21 protein-coding genes and 1 pseudogene are annotated in these 18,144 nt (G+C 59.8%); 8 read left to right on the top strand and 14 right to left on the bottom strand.

The window, feature by feature from the left end; genetic code table 11:
- Nucleotides 1-36: 36 nt before the first annotated feature.
- Both tnpC and LOY53_RS17100 read left to right on the top strand, forming a co-directional pair.
- Nucleotides 37-1,012 (top strand): annotated as a pseudogene (tnpC, locus tag LOY53_RS17105) (IS66 family transposase); the annotation flags it as partial.
- 498 nt (nt 1,013-1,510) lie between these two features.
- Entirely contained in the window at nt 1,511-2,386 is an 876-nt protein-coding gene (locus tag LOY53_RS17100; RefSeq protein ID WP_258703033.1) for a MurR/RpiR family transcriptional regulator, read from the top strand.
- Nucleotides 2,387-2,407: 21 nt separating this feature from the next.
- On the opposite strand, the gene LOY53_RS17095 is transcribed toward LOY53_RS17100, so the two are convergent.
- The 7 genes from LOY53_RS17095 to LOY53_RS17065 all read right to left on the bottom strand — a co-directional run bounded on the left by LOY53_RS17095 (nt 2,408) and on the right by LOY53_RS17065 (nt 7,098).
- Nucleotides 2,408-3,558 (bottom strand): IS3 family transposase gene (locus tag LOY53_RS17095; RefSeq protein ID WP_212624354.1). Its coding sequence is split into 2 segments (ribosomal slippage): nt 2,408-3,324 and nt 3,324-3,558, totalling 1,152 coding nucleotides; the frame shifts between segments, so codons are not numbered across the junction.
- A 300-nt stretch (nt 3,559-3,858) separates the two neighbouring features.
- Nucleotides 3,859-4,113 carry a type B 50S ribosomal protein L31 gene (locus tag LOY53_RS17090; protein WP_252825032.1) on the bottom strand — a complete coding sequence of 85 codons (255 nt, stop codon included), beginning with the start codon at nt 4,111-4,113 and terminating at the stop codon, nt 3,859-3,861.
- A 117-nt stretch (nt 4,114-4,230) separates the two neighbouring features.
- Entirely contained in the window at nt 4,231-4,404 is a 174-nt protein-coding gene (locus tag LOY53_RS17085; RefSeq protein ID WP_252825030.1) for a hypothetical protein, read from the bottom strand.
- Nucleotides 4,405-4,458: 54 nt separating this feature from the next.
- Nucleotides 4,459-5,067, bottom strand: a complete 609-nt coding sequence (locus LOY53_RS17080) for a methyltransferase domain-containing protein (protein ID WP_252825028.1) — start codon at nt 5,065-5,067, stop codon at nt 4,459-4,461.
- A gap of 166 nt (nt 5,068-5,233) precedes the next feature.
- Complete coding sequence (locus LOY53_RS17075; RefSeq protein WP_258703032.1) at nt 5,234-5,440, bottom strand: DUF6434 domain-containing protein; 207 nt, start codon at nt 5,438-5,440, stop codon at nt 5,234-5,236.
- Nucleotides 5,441-5,530: 90 nt separating this feature from the next.
- Entirely contained in the window at nt 5,531-5,716 is a 186-nt protein-coding gene (locus LOY53_RS17070) for a hypothetical protein (RefSeq protein ID WP_252825025.1), read from the bottom strand.
- Nucleotides 5,717-6,051: 335 nt separating this feature from the next.
- A complete protein-coding gene (locus LOY53_RS17065) occupies nt 6,052-7,098 on the bottom strand; it encodes an alpha/beta fold hydrolase (RefSeq protein ID WP_252825023.1) in 1,047 nt (348 codons plus the stop codon).
- A gap of 210 nt (nt 7,099-7,308) precedes the next feature.
- Between LOY53_RS17065 and LOY53_RS17060 the strand changes: the two genes are divergently transcribed.
- The gene (locus LOY53_RS17060) at nt 7,309-7,662 is read left to right on the top strand and encodes an SH3 domain-containing protein (RefSeq protein WP_085273059.1); all 354 of its coding nucleotides are present in this window, start codon (nt 7,309-7,311) and stop codon (nt 7,660-7,662) included.
- A 417-nt stretch (nt 7,663-8,079) separates the two neighbouring features.
- Nucleotides 8,080-8,274 (top strand): hypothetical protein, encoded by a 195-nt coding sequence (locus tag LOY53_RS17055; RefSeq protein WP_252825021.1) that lies wholly within the window; start codon nt 8,080-8,082, stop codon nt 8,272-8,274.
- A 132-nt stretch (nt 8,275-8,406) separates the two neighbouring features.
- Here LOY53_RS17055 and LOY53_RS17050 read toward each other — a convergent pair whose 3' ends face one another.
- Entirely contained in the window at nt 8,407-9,312 is a 906-nt protein-coding gene (locus tag LOY53_RS17050) for a LysR family transcriptional regulator (protein WP_252825019.1), read from the bottom strand.
- A gap of 98 nt (nt 9,313-9,410) precedes the next feature.
- Between LOY53_RS17050 and LOY53_RS17045 the strand changes: the two genes are divergently transcribed.
- On the top strand, nt 9,411-10,172 hold the full coding sequence (locus LOY53_RS17045) for a TSUP family transporter (protein ID WP_033696804.1): 762 nt from the start codon (nt 9,411-9,413) through the stop codon (nt 10,170-10,172).
- A gap of 1 nt (nt 10,173) precedes the next feature.
- Here the strand turns inward: LOY53_RS17045 and LOY53_RS17040 are convergent, their stop codons facing one another.
- From LOY53_RS17040 to LOY53_RS17025, 4 genes are all read right to left on the bottom strand, one after another.
- Nucleotides 10,174-11,598 (bottom strand): sensor domain-containing diguanylate cyclase, encoded by a 1,425-nt coding sequence (locus tag LOY53_RS17040; RefSeq protein ID WP_252825016.1) that lies wholly within the window; start codon nt 11,596-11,598, stop codon nt 10,174-10,176.
- 138 nt (nt 11,599-11,736) lie between these two features.
- Entirely contained in the window at nt 11,737-13,566 is a 1,830-nt protein-coding gene (locus LOY53_RS17035) for an SLC13 family permease (protein WP_252825015.1), read from the bottom strand.
- A gap of 140 nt (nt 13,567-13,706) precedes the next feature.
- Entirely contained in the window at nt 13,707-14,093 is a 387-nt protein-coding gene (locus LOY53_RS17030) for a glycine zipper domain-containing protein (protein WP_027592699.1), read from the bottom strand.
- Nucleotides 14,094-14,167: 74 nt separating this feature from the next.
- The gene (locus LOY53_RS17025) at nt 14,168-14,356 is read right to left on the bottom strand and encodes a hypothetical protein (protein WP_252825014.1); all 189 of its coding nucleotides are present in this window, start codon (nt 14,354-14,356) and stop codon (nt 14,168-14,170) included.
- 221 nt (nt 14,357-14,577) lie between these two features.
- On the opposite strand from LOY53_RS17025, the gene LOY53_RS17020 reads away from it, so the two are divergent.
- Entirely contained in the window at nt 14,578-15,738 is a 1,161-nt protein-coding gene (locus LOY53_RS17020) for a GGDEF domain-containing protein (protein ID WP_258703031.1), read from the top strand.
- Nucleotide 15,739: 1 nt separating this feature from the next.
- On the opposite strand, the gene LOY53_RS17015 is transcribed toward LOY53_RS17020, so the two are convergent.
- Nucleotides 15,740-16,042, bottom strand: coding sequence for an RcnB family protein (locus tag LOY53_RS17015; RefSeq protein ID WP_252825013.1), 303 nt, complete (start codon nt 16,040-16,042; stop codon nt 15,740-15,742).
- 113 nt (nt 16,043-16,155) lie between these two features.
- Here LOY53_RS17015 and LOY53_RS17010 point away from each other — a divergent pair, with 113 nt between their 5' ends.
- Both LOY53_RS17010 and LOY53_RS17005 read left to right on the top strand, forming a co-directional pair.
- Nucleotides 16,156-16,506, top strand: a complete 351-nt coding sequence (locus tag LOY53_RS17010) for a hypothetical protein (RefSeq protein ID WP_027592695.1) — start codon at nt 16,156-16,158, stop codon at nt 16,504-16,506.
- A 32-nt stretch (nt 16,507-16,538) separates the two neighbouring features.
- A complete protein-coding gene (locus LOY53_RS17005) occupies nt 16,539-17,360 on the top strand; it encodes a bifunctional 2-polyprenyl-6-hydroxyphenol methylase/3-demethylubiquinol 3-O-methyltransferase UbiG (protein ID WP_252825012.1) in 822 nt (273 codons plus the stop codon).
- On the opposite strand, the gene LOY53_RS17000 is transcribed toward LOY53_RS17005, so the two are convergent.
- Nucleotides 17,361-18,128, bottom strand: coding sequence for an SDR family oxidoreductase (locus tag LOY53_RS17000; RefSeq protein ID WP_252825011.1), 768 nt, complete (start codon nt 18,126-18,128; stop codon nt 17,361-17,363). It lies immediately after the preceding gene.
- Nucleotides 18,129-18,144: the final 16 nt, after the last annotated feature.

Genomic DNA, 18,144 nt, shown 5'->3' with positions numbered 1-18,144 from the left:
ACGGCGTGATCCTTAACAGGAACTTAATGCCTGAGTGTTCGTCACGAACCCGAAAACACCCAGTGCGCCTGTGGCTGCCACTCCAACGCATCAGCAAAGACTTCAGCGAGAAGCTGGATTACACGCCGGGCGTGTTTACCGTAGAGCAACATTTGCGTGGCCAATGGGCCTACCGTCAGTGCGAAACACTGATCCAGGCGACTGTGCCGGCGCAGGTGATCGACAAAGGTATCCCGACCGCAGGCTTGCTGGCCCACGTCATGGTGGCCAAGTTTGCCGATCACTTGCCGCTGTACCGGCAGGATAAGATCTTTGGCCGCGCCGGGCTGGCCATTGCTCGCTCGACCTTGGGCCAGTGGGTAGGACAAACCGGTGTGCGGCTCCAGCCGCTGGTCGATGCACTGCGTGAAGCGGTGCTGAATCAGGGCGTGATTCACGCCGATGAAACACCCGTGCAAATGCTTGCGTCAGGCGAGAAGAAAACCCACCAGGCCTACGTCTGGGCTTATAGCACTACACCGTTTTCGGCGCTCAATGCGGTGGTTTACGACTTCAGCCCAAGCCGTGCCGGACCACATGCACGCAACTTCTTGGGCGACTGGAACGGCAAGCTGGTTTGCGATGACTTCGCTGGCCACAAAGCTGGTTTTGAGCAAGGCATCACTGAAATCGGCTGCATGGCTCACGCCCGTCGCAAGTTTTTCGATCTGCACGTGGCGAACAAAAGTCAGCTAGCCGAACAACCGCTGCACTCTTTCAGCGGCATGTACGAGGTCGAGCGCCAAGCGCGGGACACGAGTGATGAAGATCGTTGGCGAATACGTCAGGAAATGGCGGTGCCGATCCTCAAAACACTGCATGACTGGATGTTGGCCCAGCGCGACTGGTGCCCAACGGATCAGCTACAGTTAAAGCCCTCGATTACAGCCTGAAACGCTGGGTAGCGCTGACGCGCTACCTGGACGATGGGGCTGTGCCCATCGACAACAACCAGGTGAAGAGCCAGATCCGTCTGAGTCATTCCAGATCCGGGGCATCAATACTCGTCGCGTCTGGCTTACGAACTAGTTAATGATATTAGGACAAGCGACCGAGACTGAGGATTCAGCAGGCAGTCAAGGGAAATCGACTTCCTACGTGTGAGAGGTAAACAGGAAGAAGAGGAGTTGAATTTGCCCCGAATGTTAGTGCTACTGGTTAAGTCTTCTGCTCGTACCAGACCGTTGAAGGGCAGTTCCTCGACCACTAAGCTTGATAAGGACGCAAAAGGTGGCGGTTACTGGAAATTCAAGTGATTTATCAGTACTATTGGTGGAGCATTTGTTGCATTTTGCGAAGTGGGGCTCGTTTCCCTCCGTGAAGATGCCACACATGAAAAATTTAGATCCGGCGTTTTCCTCTAATTCTCAACAAGAAAATTGGGCCGTTGCGTTGAAGTGATCGATGCATGAAAAGCTTAAATGAAAGGGGCGTCGGAGATTGAAAATGATGTGCTATCTGGAATGGTGAAATGGACAAGCAAGCTATCGATAAGCTAATCGAAGCAGAATTTGAAATGCTCCCTAGAGTACTTCAGCAAGCTGCTCGTTTCGTCATAGGTAATCCGAATGAAGTCGCGCTCGAATCGATGCGTAGTGTCGCACGTAAGGCAGGTGTACAGCCAGCAGCCATGCTCCGTCTAGCCCGACAACTAGGATTCGATAGCTACGACGCTTACCGAGAACACTACAGAATATGGCTGGCAAACCATAACTCACCATTAGCAGGCCGAGCCAGTGCGCTACGGCGTGGGCCTCATGGTGACGCGAACTCAGAACTGCTTTCGGAATTGTACAATACTGAGGCTAAGAATCTGGCCGAAACCTTGGGCCCAGAAGGGTATGAACAAATCACTGCTGCTCTTGGTTATTTGCAGAACGCTCGGCGAATTTATGTGATGGGTCTGCGTAGTCTGTTTTCAGCTGCATGCTACTTCAACTACGTATGTGGCATGTTTATGGATAATATAACCTTGGTTAGTAGTACGGGAGGCACATTTGCGGATGAGCTGCGGAGAATTGATGAGCGGGATGTTCTCTTGGCCTTTAGTTATCACCCCTATACCCAGGACTCAATGCGAGCGATTGAGTTCGCATCTTCAAAAAATGCCAAAATTGTCGCTATCACCGATAGTCAAGTAGCCCCTGTTGCAGCTCACGCGGTGGTGCTACTTCTCGCGCCCAATGCCACTCCCTCCTTGCTTCCTTCTGTCACTCCGGCCCTGGCAATGTCACAAACCTTAGCAGCCTTGCTGTTGGCAAACTGCGGCGAGGAGAGCCTTGAGGAAATCGCTAGGAGCGAGAGCCAATTGAAGCATTTCAATGTCTATCTTCCGACGACCAGGTAGGTGTGAATCGCCCCTGATTTCCTAGACACTCTCCAAGCTCAGAAAATAGCGTTTCTCATACTCTACTGGAGACAGCTGCATAGCACTGCTGTGTCGACGCTTTGGGTTATAGAACATCTCGATGTAATCGAAAATATCACTTCGGGCTTCGTCACGCGTTGCGTAGATTTTTCGTCGGATTCGCTCCCGCTTCAAAAGCTGGAAAAAGCTCTCGGCTACGGCATTGTCGTGGCAGTTTCCCCGTCGGCTCATGCTGCTGATCACATTATTGGCCTTAAGGAAGCTTTGCCAATCTGAGCTACTGAACTGACTGCCTTGGTCTGAGTGAATCATCACTTGCTGCTGTGGCTTACGTCGCCAAACGGCCATCAGCATCGCGTCGATAGCAAGGTCGCTGCACATCCTTGGCTTCATTGACCAACCAATTACTTGGCGTGAGAAGAGATCCAGCACTACCGCCAGATAAAGCCATCCTTCATAGGTGCGGATGTAAGTGATATCTGTCACCCAGACCTTGTTCGGCTCGCTGACCTTGAACTGCCGGGCAAGGTGGTTAGGCGAGGCCACTGTTGGTTTTCCGCCATAAAACGCAGGACGACGGCGATAGCCCGTTTGCGAACGCAACCCCTCTACCTGCATCAAACGACCGACTCGATTTCGCCCGCATGTCTCTCCCAGCTCACGCAGGTCATCATGAATTTTGCGATAGCCGTACACACCTCCGCTTTCGAGCCAAGCATGTTTGATCAAGCCAAGAAGACGGTTATCTTCTTTTGCTCGGGCAGATTGAGGCTCGGCCAGCCAGGCGTAGTAGCCGCTGGGATGCACCTTGAGGGTTTGGCAAAGGCGCCGCACCGGGTAATCCGTCGAGTGCTTCTTGATGAAGGCGTACTTCAGTTGCACTCCTTGGCAAAGTACGCGGCGGCCTTTTTTAAGATGTCTCGCTCTTCAGTCACGCGCTTGAGTTCTGCGCGAAGCTTGCGCAGTTCGGCTTGCTGCTCATCGTCTTGCTGACGCTGCTCTTGGGGTTTGCTGTAGAGCTTGATCCAGGCGTAGAGGCTGTGAACAGACATGCCCAGGCGCTGGGCAACATCGGCGACAGGATTGCCTTTCTCGGTCACTTGCTTGACCGCTTCGATCTTGAATTCTTCAGGGTAACGCTGACGGCTCATGGCTCCTCCTATTTGGGCCTCATTATGAGGCTTGGAGGTGTCTACGAAACCAGGGGCGATTCAGGCATACGGCAGTGGAAGTCGTTGGAACGTTATTTGGCGGACTACGCTTCCGCCATATTCAAAGCCCTGATTATTCAGGGCTTTTTGCGTTTTTGGGGGCATGCCCTCGACGCTTTCGCTCGAATCTCTCCGTTCCTCCAGCCTAAAAACCTACGCACGTGGCCTTCTGCGCAACAACTGCGAGATCCAAGCGCCGGGCTGCCCTATATCCCCTCATCCCCAAGGCTAGGCTCCTTCCTACCTAGAAGCGAACCCAGCAAACCGCTTGTTGAACCCGGCTACTCGCCCTTCAGTTTTGGCCTTACGTTCTTGCCCGGTATACACCGGGTGAGACGCGCTGGAGACGTCGAGTGTGACGTAGGGATAGGTTCCACCATCGCTGTGAACGTAGGACTTGTCAGTCTCAATGGTGGAGCCGATCAACCAGAACGCGTTCGCCGATACGTCATGAAAAAGGACAGGGCGATAATTGGGGTGGATGCCAGGCTTCATCAGAATCTCCAATCGATATGATATAAAGTAACAAAATAAATGATATCGATTCTGATTTCAACGGGCAAAACAAAGCCCGCCAAGGCGGGCTAGGGCGGTTCCGTCAGAGGTCCAGCGTTATACTTTTTGCTGTTGCCGGCGCTGGAAACGAGTCACGGCGATCTGCACGGCAGCCGCTACGACGCAAAGCAGGGCGATTTTCCAGCTGCCCTCCAGCCCAAAATGCTCGGAGGCCTTCCCAGCGATGAGTACGCTAAAGAAGATGGCGACAGGCAGGATCAATTTATTCATTAGGGCTTCCAGCGGAGAACGACAAAGGGCGTAAAGGGGTTACGGTTCGGGTCATTAGGCTTGGTCAGCCTTGGCGGAGTGCATCTTGCGGACGATCACATCGATCCGATGCCAATTCACGGATTCAGAGTCGATGACCATAGGGGATTCCGTTTCACGCAACAGAATAACCTCAAGCCCTTCTGAAAGCCGCTGAACGTCTTCCACGCTTTGAAATGACATCTGCACTTGGCTCGCCCAGCTGTGCCTCAGGCCGAAGAAGTGGCCCACGAAGACGCCACCTGGCAGTAGTGCATTGCGCACCTGGCTCCAGAGGTAATCGAGCCGACCAGGCTGGCAAAAAGGCAGGGAAAGGCCGGCGTGGATCAAGTTCGAGGCAGGCAACTCGGTGAGGTGCTCAAAGTCTGCGACTTTCGCGTCGAGCATGCGGGCGTCGCTCAATGAGCACTTGCGGATCGTCCTGGCGATGGCTTCAGGTTCTTTGTCTATTGCCAGAACTTGCCAGCCTGCCTGGATGAGTTGCCAAGCCTCATTGCCGGCGCCGCACCCCAGGTCGACTGCGTGACGGGGGTATTGATCTTTGACGTGGTCGATCGCGTAATTGAGCAGTGGGGAGGGGGCACGTTTATCCGTGCGCTCATAGAAAGCGTTCCAGCTCGTCATTGATAAAGCGTCCTGACCCGTCCATTGTTCATCAGGCCATTGAGGGGATGGCCCTGCATCATCGATGGATATTATCTCGGTAACCCACCCCGCCTGGGCTCGGTGTATTACCGCACGTTACCGAGTACATCTGCTTGAGTTAACCCTCACCCTCAGCGTGCCGGCTTCAAAGATGGGTACGTGTCCACCCGTCAGCCACGTCGCCCATCGTCAACGGCTCGCCGCTCTTGATCCAGGCCATGAAGGCGCGATCAAACTTGAATGCGCTTCCGCACTCATCCGTCAGAAATCGTCGAACTTTATGCGTGCTCCGGTAGTGTTTATCCAGCGGGGTGCTTCTGGTGATCGGCCCTGTGTGCCAGTCAACGCTCATTTCCCTATTCCCGTACGAAGGCATGAGCAAAGAGCTTACCCGCGCAGACGCTAGAAATCACTGATGCGCTGGCCGCTGGCTGAACAGGGGCTACTGCAAGGTCGGTGGTTTGACCGTGCCCGCCATCTTGCTCAACACCGCCTCTATTCGCGCGATCGACTTCTCAAGGTCATCGGCTTCCTTGTCATAGCCCTCCTTTCTGAATCGATCACGCGACTGGCGCAGGGTGAGCAGGTTTTTTTGCAGTTTCAGGGCCGAGGCGTCGAACGGGTCCATGCTTTTCTCATGCGGTGGGCATCCGTGCCGTTGTAGGAAAATGGGACCGTAGCAGCTCGATTTTGCCGATGAAACTGATGTTTCATACAGGGAAATGCCACTGATTGGATTTCTCCTACGATGCACGGGTAAAGATCCTACAAACTTCGCATCTGACCGTTTCAAATCGTGTGTTGCAGAAGGTCCTCAACGCCCCAGGCTCAAGGGTTCTGAGCAATTTCGGTCGCGCCGTCGTCCGCAGCGGTGTAAAGCAAGGTCACCGAACGTTGAGAAACCTTATGTAGCAATTACAGCCCCTGGAGTAGGGGCTGCTGACGCGGGAAACACGTCGGTGACTACAGGTGGTCCGCGTCGATCACTGCTTGAGCGAACGCATCGGGGGCTTCCTGGGGCAGGTTGTGGCCAATGCCGCCACTGATCAACCGGTACGCGTACTTGCCGGTGAAGCGTTGTGCATAGCTTTCTGCCGGTGGGTGCGGTGCACCGTTGGCATCACCTTCCAAGGTAATGGTCGGCACACTGATGCTGGGGAAGGTGGCCAGTTTCGCTTCCAGTGGGGCGTAGCGGGCCTCGCCTTGTGCCAGCCCCAAGCGCCAGCGGTAGTTGTGCACGGTGATGGCAACCTGATCGGGGTTGTCCAGCGCCTTGGCACTGCGCTCGAAGGTGGTGTCATCAAAGGCCCACTTGGGTGAGGCGGTTTGCCAGATCAGCTTGGCGAACGCATGGCGGTTCTTGTCGTAACCGGCTTGGCCACGCTCGGTGGCGAAGTAGTACTGGTACCACCATTGCAGTTCGGCACTGGGCGGGAGCGGCGCCTTGGCGGCTTCCTGGCTGCTGATCAGGTAGCCACTGACTGACACCAGTGCTTTGACCCGCTCGGGCCACAGGGCCGAGACGATGTCGGCAGTACGGGCGCCCCAGTCGAAACCGGCGAGCACGGCGTGCTGGATGTGAAGGGCGTCCATGAAGGCGATGACGTCGCTGGCCAGGGCCGAGGGCTGGGCATTGCGTAGGGTCTGCGCTGAAAGGAAGCGGGTCTGCCCATAGCCCCGTACGTACGGCACGAGCACGCGGTAGCCTTTTGCGGCGAGCTTCGGTGCCACCGCCTCGAAACTGTGAATGTCGTAGGGCCACCCATGCAGCAAGATGACCACAGGGCCATCGGCTGGGCCTTGCTCGACATAGGCCACATCGAGAACGCCAGCTTCAACGTGCTTGAGTGGGCCGAAACGCTCCGCTGAGGTGGCTGTTGCCTGAGCCGGTGCTGACGCAGCCGAGCAGGCGGCAGTCGCCATCAGGCCAACGGGAAGAAGGGCACAGGCGAGGAGGTGGCGGATGCGGCGTGTTGGGTGGCTTGACGGTGTCGAGGGGTGGGCAAGCATCGGGCATCTCCTTGGCAAGGCCATAGGTATGGGTTGATGCAAGCCAGTAAAGAGGACCTCTGTATCAAGGGTATGTCCGATTTAGCTGTAGGAAACGTTCTTGTGTATCAGGTCTCAGTTTGTACACATAAAGATACAACCATGCCGTCGCAGCGTGTCAGACCGCTTCTGCTACGATCGATAATTTCCCCCAGGCCAAGGAGAGGCCCTATGCATTACGTCGTGATCGAGCGCCACCGCAGCGAATACCCAAGGCCGATTCGTTTTGCCAAGGGCACGCTGCTGGATATCGGCCCGCGCTATGAAGGCGAGCCGGGCTGGCAGGACTGGTACCTGTGTTCATGCCCTGGGCAGGAGCCGGGGTGGGTGCCAGCGCAATTGATCGAGCGGTTCAGTGTGGAGAAAGGCAGGGCGCTTGATCACTACTCGGCCCATGAACTGGATGCCGACCCCGGGCAACTGGTGCAGAAAGTGCGCTCGCTCAATGGCTGGATGTGGTGCCGGCGCCATGACGATGATGAGTTCGGTTGGTTGCCGCTGGCAAAACTGGAGCAACTGAGTTGAGGTGGGGCGCACCGCTGTGCTCATCACTGGCATCTGATCCGCTTTTTTTCTACAAACCTGCATCTGTAACCGTATCAGCCATGGACCGACAATAGGCCCATCCCCGCATCACACTGTAGAGGTTCCGATGGGCAAGCTGACGCTGTTCCTGGGTGGTTTTCTGCTCCTGACCATTCTGATAGGTATTTTGGGCACCATTCCGCCAAGCTGACTTTCACCCGATTGCTCCCTTCGCGGCCCGTCTGATTCGCCAGATGGGCCCACCCGCCTGCGCCCCCGGCTACCCCGTTCATTCACCATGACTGATCAGTGGTACCTGCAAGTAATTCTCAAGTGCGAATGGCTCGTGTAATCTCCCGCCGCCGTTCTGCGGCCCACGTTGACGGGCCGGTCTTTTGCCTTGGAGTCAGAACACACATGGAATGCAAGAAAGGCACTTCAGCCATGCTGGAGTGGCGTAGCCGTTTTCTCGCTGAAGGCACGCTCGATGAGGACGCGTACGACGAAGCACTGCACAGTGCGGGCGTATTGGAACAGGCGGGTGAGATCAGCACGCTTGAGTGGATCGAGTTGGTCAGGCTGGCCAATACAGCGTTGCTGCATGTGCGATAAGTCGTTCTTTGCGCTGGGAAATCTGTCCACAAAAAACGTGGGTAGGTCTGTGGATAAAATGCTGTAAGCCAAGCCGGAAGCGGGCTCTGTTAAATTGAGCAGAATTTGAACAGTCCTTTTGAGCCGTCGCCGTTAGGCCGACAGGCCGGCGCGGCGCAGGGCCTGCAGCAGCTCACGAACCCGCGCGGGCAACTCGCCGGCCGGGTACAGCGCGTGCATTTGAGGGTCTTGGCCGGTGCTTGAGGTCAGGCGGTAGTGCGGGCACACCCGTACCAGGCGGCCAGCCTTGACCTGAGCTTCGCCCACCCAGGCCGCCAGGCGGGCGATACCGGCCCCGGCCAGTGCGCTGTGGTGCACCGCATCGCCGGAACCCAGCCGAAGCCGTGGCGTGGGGCGCAGGCTGGTGATCTGGCCATCTCGGCAGAAATGCCAGGCTTTGAGTATGCGTGGGGCGGTATGCAGAATCAGTGCGTGGTGTTCCAGGTCTTCTGGGTGTTGCGGGTTGCCGGCCCTGGCCAAGTAAGCCGGGCTTGCATACAGATGGCGTTGGTAATCCCACAGCGGATAGCCGATCAGTTCGCTGGATTGCGGAAAGGCACCGCGCACCACGAAGTCGAACTTGTCCAGCAGCGGGTCCAGGGCGGCATCGCTGTACTGCACGTCCAGGGTCACCTGTGGATGGCGCTGGGAAAACTCGGCGAGCACCTGGGGCAGCACATGCTCACCGAGCAATTGCGGCACGGCGAAACGGATCCAGCCTTGGGCGCTACCGCTTAGCGCGGCCAATTCGTCGACGGCATCACGTTGCACATCCAGCAAGCGTTCGGCATGGGGGAGCAGGCGCTCGCCGGCTTCGGTCAAGGTCACCGCGTTGGCGTTGCGGTTGAGCAGTTTACTGCCCGCGTTGTCTTCCAGGGTTTGCACCGCTCGGGTTACCGCGCTGGGTGAACGCCCCAGGGCTCGTGCCGCAGCGACGAAGCTGCGCTTGTGGGCGACACTGACGAACGCCTGAATCTCCCGCAGCATGTCCAAGGCCATTGCCTGCTCCTCATTGCAGTTTTCGCAATATGGCATTTCAACACAAGCGCGGCACTTTGATTAGCCTTGCAGCCTGTCTTACTGCCTGGAGCCGCGTCATGATGGATATCGCTGTACTTTCTGTGTTCGCCTTTGCCGCCGGTTTGATCGATGCCGCTGTAGGCGGTGGCGGGCTGATTCAGATCCCGGCGCTGTTCAACGTGCTGCCCACCGCGCAACCGGCGGCCTTGCTCGGCACCAACAAATTGGCCTCAGTGTGCGGCACTGCCTTTGCGGCCCGCTCGTTTATCCGCAAGGTCACATTGGACTGGGGACTGATCGTGCCGGCAGCGCTCAGCGCCTTTGTCATGTCGTTTGTCGGCGCCGCCACGGTATCGCTGGTGCCGCCCAGCGTGATGCGCCCGGCCGTGCTGGTGATGATCGTGCTGATGGCGATCTACACGTTCTGCAAAAAGGACTTCGGCACATTGCACAAGCCCACGCAGATCGGCCGCAAGGAGCAATGCCTGGCGGTGCTGATCGGCGGGGCCATTGGTTTTTACGATGGCCTGTTCGGGCCAGGGACCGGCAGCTTCCTGATCTTTCTGTTCATTCGTTTTTTTGCCCTGGACTTCCTGCACGCTTCGGCCTCGGCCAAGGTGGTGAACATCGCCACCAACCTGGCGGCGCTGGTGTTCTTCGTGCCGTCGGGCAACGTGCTGTATGCCATCGCCTTGCCCATGGCGGCCTGCAACATCCTCGGTGCGTTGACCGGCACCTGGCTGGCGGTGCGCAAGGGCGCAGGCTTCGTGCGTGGGCTGTTCCTGATTTTGCTGTGCGTACTGATTGCCAAGTTGTCCTGGGATTTGCTGGCCGGTTGAGTCAGACCACCTGGCGCTGTGCCTCGGCCTGTTCGACGCGGTTGCGGCCATGCGCCTTGGCCCGGTATAGCGCCTGGTCAGCGCGCGCCAGCAGCTCGTCCAGGCTCGGCGCCGGGGTGTCGGCGGCGCAGCCGTCCAGGCCGATGCTCACGGTGATCTGCAGGCGATGGTCGGCGTGCACCACGTGCAGGTCCTGTACGGCCCGGCGCAGGCGTTCGGCAGTGAATTTGGCGCGATCTGGCGTAAGGCCTGGGAGGATCACGACGAACTCCTCGCCGCCCATGCGCGCGAACAGCTCACCTTCGTGCAACTGGTCTTGCAGGGTGCGGGCGAACTGGCGCAGTACCTGGTCACCGATTGCGTGGCCATGCGCGTCGTTGATCGCCTTGAAGTGATCGATATCCAGCATCATCAACGTCAGCGGCAGCGCTTGGGCATGTTGCTGGCGGCTGTCGAGCAGTGCGTTGGCGCGGCGGGTGAACGCGCTGCGGGTCAGTACCCCGGTCAGGTGGTCGATGGTGGCCTGGTGCGCCAGGCGTGCCATCAGGCTGCGGTTGGCCTGGCTGACGCAGGCCACCACCAGCGGCCCGAGCACCAGCATGGCGATGCCCAGGCGCGCCGACATCAGGGTGGTAACCCCGGGTTCGCTCTGCGGCACGCTGAAGTGCATGAGGTTTTGCGCGACTGCGACGATGAGGGTACTGCCGGCGGTGAGCGTCAGCATCGAGACCAGAAACGGCGGGTAGGTCCAGGCACACCACAGCAGGGCGGCGATCGGGAATGCGATCGCCCCTGGCCCACCGAAGGCGATGCTGAAGGCCAGCGAGCCAAGCAGCACCAGCAGCGGCGGCAAACGCACTGCCTGGGCGCCACCGCGCACCATCGCCCGCACCGAGGGCGCCGTCAGCAGCACCGGCAGCACCAGTACGCCAGTCGAGAACTGTTCACTGAACCAGGCCAGCCAGGTGGCCTGCAGCGATTGCTCGAACCACGGTGCGGCCATCACCGAGGCCAGGCTCGCGGCAACCATCGCGCCAGCGGCGCATGCGGCAAACACACTGAGTACGCCATGCGGGCTGCGCATGCGTCGGTGCAGGCGCGGCACGCGTGACAACAACTGCCACACGGTGAACACCATGCCGAGGTTGCACAGGTTGAACCACAACGCCGGCTTCCAGGCGCTGCCGCACAGCAGGTCGGCGAGCACCATGGCCAGCCACACCAGCATGAAGCCGAGGGCGTTGGCCTGGCGGGGGTAGCGCAACAGCACGCCGACCAATACCGCATTCACTGGCCAGAACAGGGAGAGGGACTCGATGGGGCGTGCCAGGATGCCGCCGAGGGTCAGGGCAAACGTCAGGCAAAGCAACGCGACATAAGGCAACAAGCGCGATTGGGCTGGAAAAACCATGAACTCGACCGGCAAGCGGAAACGAAATCCAGGACAACGGCTTGAAGCACCTGGGGCAATTACGTGTCAGTGTGTTTCGACAGGGTACTTGATGTCAATCTGCCGCGATCCTGCAAGATAATGCCAAATTGCCGGTATCCAGAGTCGATTTCCTTACAAGCCGAAGAACCACGGGACCATCACCACAGTCACCAGCATCACCAGCAAGGTGAATGGCACGCCGACTTTGACGAAATCACCGAACCGGTATTGCCCCGGACCCAGCACCAGGGTGTTGACCGGTGACGAGACGGGCGTCATGAACGCAGCCGATGCGGCGAGGGCCACGGTCATGGCGAAGGGGTAGGGCGACATGCCCAGTTGCGTGGCCGTGCTGATTGCCACCGGCGCCATCAGCACGGCAGTGGCGGTGTTGGAAATGAATAGGCCAATCACCGCCGTCACGGCAAACAGGCAGGCAAGAATGGCACTGGGGCCGGCCCCGCCCAGCACGCTGACCAGCCCGGTCACGGCCAAGTCGATGCCGCCGGTTTTTTGCAGGGCCTGGGCGAACGGCAGCATGCCGACGATCAGTACCAGGCTCTGCCAATGGATTGCCCGGTAGGCGCTGTTCATGTCGATGCACCGGCCTGCGCCCATCAGCAGGCAGCCGATCAGCGCGGCGATCACATTGGGCACCGCGCCGCTGATCATCAGCCCGACCATCACCGCCAGGCTCAACAAGGCCTGCGGCGCACGCGTGCGGGCCGGGGCGACCTGGTCGACCTCGGCGGGTAAGCTCAACACCAGAAAGTCGTGCGGTTTGCTCTGCAGTTGACGCACGGCTTTCCAGGGGCCGACCACCAGCAAGGTATCGCCCAGGCGCAGCTTTTCTTCCACCAGTTGCTCTTCGATGGCCACCTGATCGCGGCGCAAGCCGACCACGTTAAGGTCGAAACGGGTGCGGAACGCCAGCTCGAGGATGCTCTTGCCGATCAGTTGCGAGCCGGGTGGCAGCGACACTTCGGCCATGCCCAGTTCCTGCGACTGATCGATGAAGTAGGCCGCCTTGAAATGCAGGGGCTCCAGTTGCATGGTCTGGCAGAGGCTGCGCAGGTCGTCGCGGTTGGCGAACAGGTCGAGCAGCAGCACGTCGCCCTGGTGCAGCACGGTATTGGAGTCGGCGGTGATCACCCGTGTGCTGAATTTGTGCTGGCGCTCGATGCCGATCACGTTGGCGCCATGCTTTGTACGCAGTTCCAGCTCGCCCAGGGTGTGGCCAATCAGCGGTGAGTGCGGGCGGATGCGCAGGCGCCGCTCGCGGCCGCTGAGCTTGTAATCCAGTACCAGGTCAAGCAACGTGCGGCGTGTTTCCACCCGGCCGTCCTTGCGCACTTCGCCGTTGAGCCATTGGCGGGTGAGCAGCATGTAGCCGATGCCCAGCACCAGCACCACCAGGCCGAACGGGGTAAAGCTGAAGAAGTTGAAGCCCTGCTCGCCATGGCGCACCAGTTCACTGTGCACCACCACGTTGGGGGGCGTGGCCACCAGGCTGAGCATGCCGCTGATCAGGCCGGCAAAGCTCAGCGGCATCATCAGGCGGCTGGGTGAGAGCTTGAGGCGTGCGGCGATGCTCAGCACCACCGGGATGAAGATCGCCACCACTCCCGTAGAACTCATCACCGACCCCAGGCCCGCCACCGCCACCATCAGCAGTACCAACAAGCGCGCTTCACTGTTGCCCGCGCGTTCGCTCATCCATTCGCCGATGCGGTAGGCAATGCCGGTGCGTACCAGGCCTTCGCCGATCACGAACAGGGCAGCGATCAGTACCACGTTGGGGTCGCTGAAACCGGCCAGCGCCTGCTCCACCGTGAGGATGCCCGATAACGGCAGGGCGAGGATCACCATGAGGGCGACCACGTCCATGCGCGGGCGGTTGATGATGAAGAGGACGACGACGATGGCCAGCAGGCCGAGGACCCAGAGCAGCTCGTGGTTCATGGGGAGGGGGTGTTCCTTCACACAGGGGCACGGTAGACATTAGCAGCCAGTGTGCCAGCTTGGGATGAAGGGTGTGTTGATGTGTTGCAGGGTTTAAGAAGCAAAAGGGGCCGCTATGCGGCCCCTGTTTATCGCCTGGATCAGTGACGGTGACGGTGGTGCTTCTTGCCGTTGTTGTCGCCCATGTGGTTGCCGATGGCACCACCGGCCGCGCCACCCAGGCCGGCACCGATGGTGGAGCCGGCAGAACCGCCGACTTTGCCACCGAGCAGCGAACCGCCCGCAGAACCCAGGCCACCGCCGATGGCAGCCTCGGTGCGGTTGCCCTTGCGAGCGCCTACCGCGCTGCCGGCAGCGCCGCCGACACCGGCGCCGATGGCAGCGCCTGTGCTGCCGCCGATCTGTTGGCCGACAACGTTACCCAGTACACCACCCAGGCCACCGCCAATGGCGGCGGTACCGTCACCGGCGAAAGCGCCCTGGCACAGCAGCAGGCCGAGGGCAAGGGAAGGCAGAGTCAGACGCATGGTACGAACCTCAAAAGGAATCATCAGGTTAAGGTGCCGCGCAGCGGGCGGCGGGTCAGGGTTGCAAAGACGCTTCAGCGGTAGTAGCGGTCACCGCGGTATTGACGGTCGTCGTCATCGTCACGGTCATGCCGATGATGGTGGCCATGGCCACGGTCGCGATCACGCCAGCCATCGTCGTCGTCATGGTAGCGATGGCTGTGGCAGCCAGCAGTCAGCAGGATGGCGGCAATCAGCGAAAAGCTTGCAAGGCGGGTCGTCACGATATAGGTCCTTGATCCGCAAAGGTTTACGGGACACTTCCTGAGACTGGGATCGATCCATTTGGTTTCCTGGGCGGGCAAAAAATTGTCCTTCCAGCGATGAGTGGCGTGCTTGCCGGCTGCTGTTCTGTCTCGCTCGGTCATGGCCGAGCCGGCCGTCGGCACCTAGACTGCACGGTAAGCCGCAGCCAAGACGGCAAACTGCCACACGGTGAATCACGATGATCGCCCACACCCCCACGCTGTTCGCCGCGGTCGCCCTGGTAGCGACCATTCTGGCTTTCTGCCTGCTGCTGGTCGGCCGCAGCAACCGCCGCGACAACCTGCTGCTTACCGGCTGCGGGCTGCTGGTGCATGCCTTGGCGTACGTCTGCTACACCGTTTACGCGCAAGCGCCGCTGTGGCTCAGCTATGGCCTGGGCAACAGCTTGCTGTCACTGGCCCTGGCGTTTTATTCGGCCAGCTTGTTCCGGGTGCGTGAGCAAGTGATCCCGTGGCGGCTGATCTTCATTATTCCGGCGTGCATGCTGGTGGGGCTGATGCTGCTGCTCGACACCCTCGAACCACGCATGCTGCTGGCGACGCTGGTGCTGATGTTGCAATGCTCGATGATCCTTTACTGGGCCAGGCGGTACGTCGAGCGGCCAGGCAGGGCGCACCTGCTGCTGCAGATCGGTGCGCTGATCAGTCTGGTAGGGTTGGGCATGCGGGCCGTGGCGGTGGCCAATGGCACGGCGGTGGAAATGCGCTATGACACCAGCAACCTCAAACAGAGCATTTCGGTGGCGATCGGCACAGTCACGGTGATGATGTATTCGATCGGTCTGGTGTTGATGGCCAAGGAGCGTAGCGAATCGCGCTTGCAGCACCTGGCCTTGCGCGATGTGTTGACCGGCACCTACAACCGCCGGGCGATCCTTGAACGCTTCGGCGTCGAGTTGGACCGCGCCCGCGAGGTGCAGAGCAGCCTGGCCGTGGCCATGATCGATATTGATCACTTCAAGCGGATCAACGACCTGTATGGGCACTTGGCGGGTGACGAGGTGTTGTGCCATTGCGTGCGTCAGTTGCAGCAGCGTTTGCGCCAGGGGGACAGCCTCGGGCGCTATGGCGGTGAAGAATTCCTGCTGCTGTTGCCAGGCACCGACAGAAGCGGGGCGATGGCCGCGCTGCAGGGTTTGCGCGAAGCGATTGCCAGCAGCCCCGCGCGTTTTGCCGGTGATGAGATCGAGCTGCGTTTCAGTGTAGGGCTGTGGTGCGGTGTGCCGTCGCCCAGGGACAGCACCTCCAGCCTGCTGGCGCAGGCGGATGCAGCGCTTTATCAGGCCAAGGCCGCCGGGCGCAACACCGTGCACATGGCGGCCTTGGTGCAGGTCAGTTGATTCAGCTGGCCGGGTGGATCGCCAACACTACCCCATTGGTGATCTGCACCAGCACGTAGTGCTCGCCCATGCGTACCCAATGGCTTTCCTTTTCTGGGGTGGGCAGGCCTTTGGCCTTCCAGTCTTTTACTGTCTCATCATCGCGCTTGTATTGGTCGGGGGCCTTGTCACCCACTTTGAGTTCACGGTTGTGGGTTTCTGGCCCCGTAATGCTTTCTTCGGCGGACGGGGCGGCAGAAGCGGCCAACGGTAGGCAGGGCAGGGCGGCGAGCAGCAAGGCGGGTATCAGGTAATGCTTTTTCATCGCGGTTTCCTTGTGACGGCATGTTCCTACTGCGACAGCAGCATGCGCCCGACAATTCACTCGCGGTGTCGCCAATGCTAGAGTCGCCTTCTTTTTTGCCCTGAGGATTGAACATGCGAGCGATTCTGCCGATGGCCGCAGTACTGATGCTGGTCGGTTGCGCTTCCGCGACCATGGAAACGGCACGTGGCGGCAAGCCGACCGCGCAGCTCGATTCGCACAAGGCGCCAGAATTGGTCGCTCAATGCATTCAGTTCAGTTGGCAGGAAGAGGCGGTGTTCGGGGACGATGCCAGCGGCTACCTGGAGCCGCGCAAACAGGGTGGTTTCACCGTGTATACCCGCGAGGCCGAGGCGTTCGTGGACGTTTATCCGCAGGCGGGTGGGGCACGGGTCGATTACTACGCGCAAAAAAATGACGGCGTGGCGCTGCAGCGGCGTGCTGCTGCGGCGACGTGCCTGTAATAAAACAGTACGAGCAGACAAGGACGTCAACCATGGACCGATCGCTGCAACTCAACCGCACCAGCTGGGACGAACGCGCCCCTTTGCACGCTGCCTCGAAAGACTATGAGGTCGAGCTGCTGGTCGAACGCCCCGCGCATCTTTCCGAAACCGTTCGTTTCGACTTGCCGCTGCTGGGCGATATCCACGGGCTCAACGCCGTTCACCTGCAGTGCCACATCGGCACCGATACCCTGTCGCTCGCCCGCCTTGGCGCGCAGGTCTGTGGTCTGGATTATTCCGCGGCTTCGCTGGCGCAGGCGCGGGCGTTGGCCGAACGCTGCGCAGCGCCAATCGCGTATGTGGAGTCAGATGTCTACGCCGCCGACCAGGTGTTGCCGGCAGGCACATTCGACCTGGTCTACACCGGTATCGGCGCGCTCTGCTGGCTGCCCCGCATCGAGCCGTGGGCGCGCGCTGTGGCGGCCTTGTTGAAACCGGGTGGGCGCCTGTTCCTGCGCGATGGCCACCCGATGCTGATGGCCGTCAACGAAGACCACCAGGACCGCCTGTTGATCGAGTATCCGTACTTCGAGCACGAAACCCCGACGGTGTGGCACACCGACCAAACCTACGTCGAAACCGACCAGCGCCTCGTCCATACCGAGACCCATGAGTGGAACCACGGCTTGGGCGAGGTTATCAGTGCCTTGCTGGCGCACGGGCTGCAACTGACCGGCCTGGTCGAGCACCCGAGCATCCCTTGGGAAGCGCTGCCTGGGCAGATGGACAAGGGCGCCGACGGCGAGTGGCGTTTGCGCCACCAGCCGACACGCCTGCCCTTGAGCTACACCTTGCAGGCGATCAAGGCCTGATCAGGACAGGTAACCACCGTCGACGTTGAGTGCGGTGCCGGTGGTGTAGCTGGAGGCGTCGCTGGCCAGGTACAGCACCGCGCCGGCCATTTCCTTGGGGTCGGCCACGCGCTTGAGCGGGATTTGCTGCAGGGCGGCGTTGAGGATGGCCTCGTTCTTCACCAGCGCCGAGGCGAACTTGGTATCGGTCAGGCCCGGCAGCAGGGCATTGCAGCGGATGCCGAACGGCGCGCATTCCTTGGCGAAGACCTTGGTCATGTTGATCACCGCAGCCTTGGTCACTGAATAGATGCCTTGGAAGTGCCCAGGCGAAACACCGTTGATCGAGGCCACGTTGATGATGCTGCCGCCGCCGTGTTCGCGCATCAGCTTGCCGGCTTCTACCGACATGAAAAAGTAGCCGCGGATATTGACGTCCACGGTCTTCTGGAAGGCGAGCAGGTCGGTGTCCAGCACGTTGCAGAACTGCGGGTTGGTGGCCGCGTTGTTGACCAGGATATCCAGGCGCCCGAACTGTTCGCGTATCCCCGCGAACACCTGCTGGATCTGCTCCATTTCGCCGATATGGCAGGCCACCGCAGTGGCCTTGCCCCCGGCGGCGATGATCGCGTCGGCAACGTGCTGGCAGCCGTCCAGTTTGCGGCTGGAGACAATGACATGGGCGCCCTGCTGCGCCAGCAGATGGGCAATGGCCTCACCAATGCCGCGGCTGGCGCCGGAAACGAAGGCGATCTTGCCGTCAAGGTCGAACAAGTGGGTCTTGGACATGCTGTTTTCCTTGTTA

Origin of the sequence: Pseudomonas sp. B21-031 (assembly GCF_024748985.1) — a bacterium.
GTDB lineage: Bacteria > Pseudomonadota > Gammaproteobacteria > Pseudomonadales > Pseudomonadaceae > Aquipseudomonas > Aquipseudomonas kermanshahensis.
Note: the sequence above shows the minus strand (reverse complement) of the source record. Positions and strands in the feature narration are given on the sequence as shown.

Bases quoted from the DNA above. Each gene is read 5' to 3' on its own strand.
- LOY53_RS17030 (WP_027592699.1), bottom strand. From the start codon at position 14,093: ATGCGTCTGACTCTGCCTTCCCTTGCCCTCGGCCTGCTGCTGTGCCAG.
- LOY53_RS17080 (WP_252825028.1), bottom strand. From the start codon at position 5,067: ATGACGAGCTGGAACGCTTTCTATGAGCGCACGGATAAACGTGCCCCC.
- LOY53_RS17060 (WP_085273059.1), top strand. From the start codon at position 7,309: ATGCATTACGTCGTGATCGAGCGCCACCGCAGCGAATACCCAAGGCCG.
- LOY53_RS17050 (WP_252825019.1), bottom strand. From the start codon at position 9,312: ATGGCCTTGGACATGCTGCGGGAGATTCAGGCGTTCGTCAGTGTCGCC.
- LOY53_RS17085 (WP_252825030.1), bottom strand. From the start codon at position 4,404: ATGAATAAATTGATCCTGCCTGTCGCCATCTTCTTTAGCGTACTCATC.
- LOY53_RS17090 (WP_252825032.1), bottom strand. From the start codon at position 4,113: ATGAAGCCTGGCATCCACCCCAATTATCGCCCTGTCCTTTTTCATGAC.
- LOY53_RS17015 (WP_252825013.1), bottom strand. From the start codon at position 16,042: ATGAAAAAGCATTACCTGATACCCGCCTTGCTGCTCGCCGCCCTGCCC.
- LOY53_RS17010 (WP_027592695.1), top strand. From the start codon at position 16,156: ATGCGAGCGATTCTGCCGATGGCCGCAGTACTGATGCTGGTCGGTTGC.
- LOY53_RS17075 (WP_258703032.1), bottom strand. From the start codon at position 5,440: ATGAGCGTTGACTGGCACACAGGGCCGATCACCAGAAGCACCCCGCTG.
- LOY53_RS17005 (WP_252825012.1), top strand. From the start codon at position 16,539: ATGGACCGATCGCTGCAACTCAACCGCACCAGCTGGGACGAACGCGCC.
- LOY53_RS17035 (WP_252825015.1), bottom strand. From the start codon at position 13,566: ATGAACCACGAGCTGCTCTGGGTCCTCGGCCTGCTGGCCATCGTCGTC.
- LOY53_RS17055 (WP_252825021.1), top strand. From the start codon at position 8,080: ATGGAATGCAAGAAAGGCACTTCAGCCATGCTGGAGTGGCGTAGCCGT.
- LOY53_RS17070 (WP_252825025.1), bottom strand. From the start codon at position 5,716: ATGGACCCGTTCGACGCCTCGGCCCTGAAACTGCAAAAAAACCTGCTC.
- LOY53_RS17100 (WP_258703033.1), top strand. From the start codon at position 1,511: ATGGACAAGCAAGCTATCGATAAGCTAATCGAAGCAGAATTTGAAATG.
- LOY53_RS17045 (WP_033696804.1), top strand. From the start codon at position 9,411: ATGATGGATATCGCTGTACTTTCTGTGTTCGCCTTTGCCGCCGGTTTG.
- LOY53_RS17065 (WP_252825023.1), bottom strand. From the start codon at position 7,098: ATGCTTGCCCACCCCTCGACACCGTCAAGCCACCCAACACGCCGCATC.
- LOY53_RS17020 (WP_258703031.1), top strand. From the start codon at position 14,578: ATGATCGCCCACACCCCCACGCTGTTCGCCGCGGTCGCCCTGGTAGCG.
- LOY53_RS17000 (WP_252825011.1), bottom strand. From the start codon at position 18,128: ATGTCCAAGACCCACTTGTTCGACCTTGACGGCAAGATCGCCTTCGTT.